Genomic DNA, 839 nt, shown 5'->3' on the forward strand with positions numbered 1-839 from the left:
GCACGATCCGGTCCACGTCCCATCTCAGGCGACGGCCCGGGCGTGGGCCAAGAGCTCCGGGGGCATCGGACGGTCCAGCTCCCACAGAATCCGCATGGGCTTCTCCCCCTGATGCTCCCGATACCGCACCGTCCCCAGGCAGGTGAACGGCTCCGTGCCGATATCCCCGGCGGTGGCCTCCCGCACGCACAGCAGCACCTGGGACCCTCTCTGCTCATGCGTCCGATACCTGAGTCCGGTGGGACTGCCCGCGGCGGTGGAGCTCTGGGACTCCCAGTGGAACAGCGACTCATCCACCGCATAGTCCCTATAGAGGGTGCTCGGGGAGAACTGCGCCTCCGATTTGCGCAGGGTCACCAGCAGCAGGTCCACCCGCGCCTCGGGAAACCATCGGACTCCGGAGACCAGTGACCCCGGGGTCCCCTTCGTCCGCGTGCCCAATCCCAGCGCGGCGGCGAGCTCATCCCTCGAATATCGGGCATGGCTGCGCAGCGGACTGCTCTCCAGCGGCCCGTTGAGCCTCTCCGGCAGCGCGCGCGTCTCGGTCTCGCACACGTCCAGCAGCTGGAGCAGCTCACGCCTCACGTGGACGGATCTCGCCAGCCGCTGCAGCGCCTCAGTCATGCCCTCCGGGGCGCCCTGAGGCCAGAAGGAGAAGTACAGCATCGGCGCGAAGGGATCCTCCGCCCGCACCCGGGGATCCAGAGCGGGGTCCAGCAGGCGTCTGTAGGCGCGGATCCGCTCCGGGTCATCCACATGCGTCAGCCCCCGGATCCTCCGGAGCAGATCGTATTCTGCGGACAGCGGTGGGAGAGCGTCATCCGGCCGAGCCCACGAGA

General features: G+C 68.7%; 1 protein-coding gene. It reads right to left on the bottom strand.

Annotated features, from left to right (window positions below; translation table 11 throughout):
- Positions 1-24: 24 nt before the first annotated feature.
- Positions 25-839 (bottom strand): DUF3427 domain-containing protein (locus tag NS354_RS12950; RefSeq protein ID WP_206542616.1); only part of this gene is annotated, 815 nt, incomplete at its 5' end.

Origin of the sequence: Leucobacter chromiiresistens, from assembly GCF_001477055.1 — a bacterium.
GTDB lineage: Bacteria > Actinomycetota > Actinomycetes > Actinomycetales > Microbacteriaceae > Leucobacter > Leucobacter chromiiresistens_A.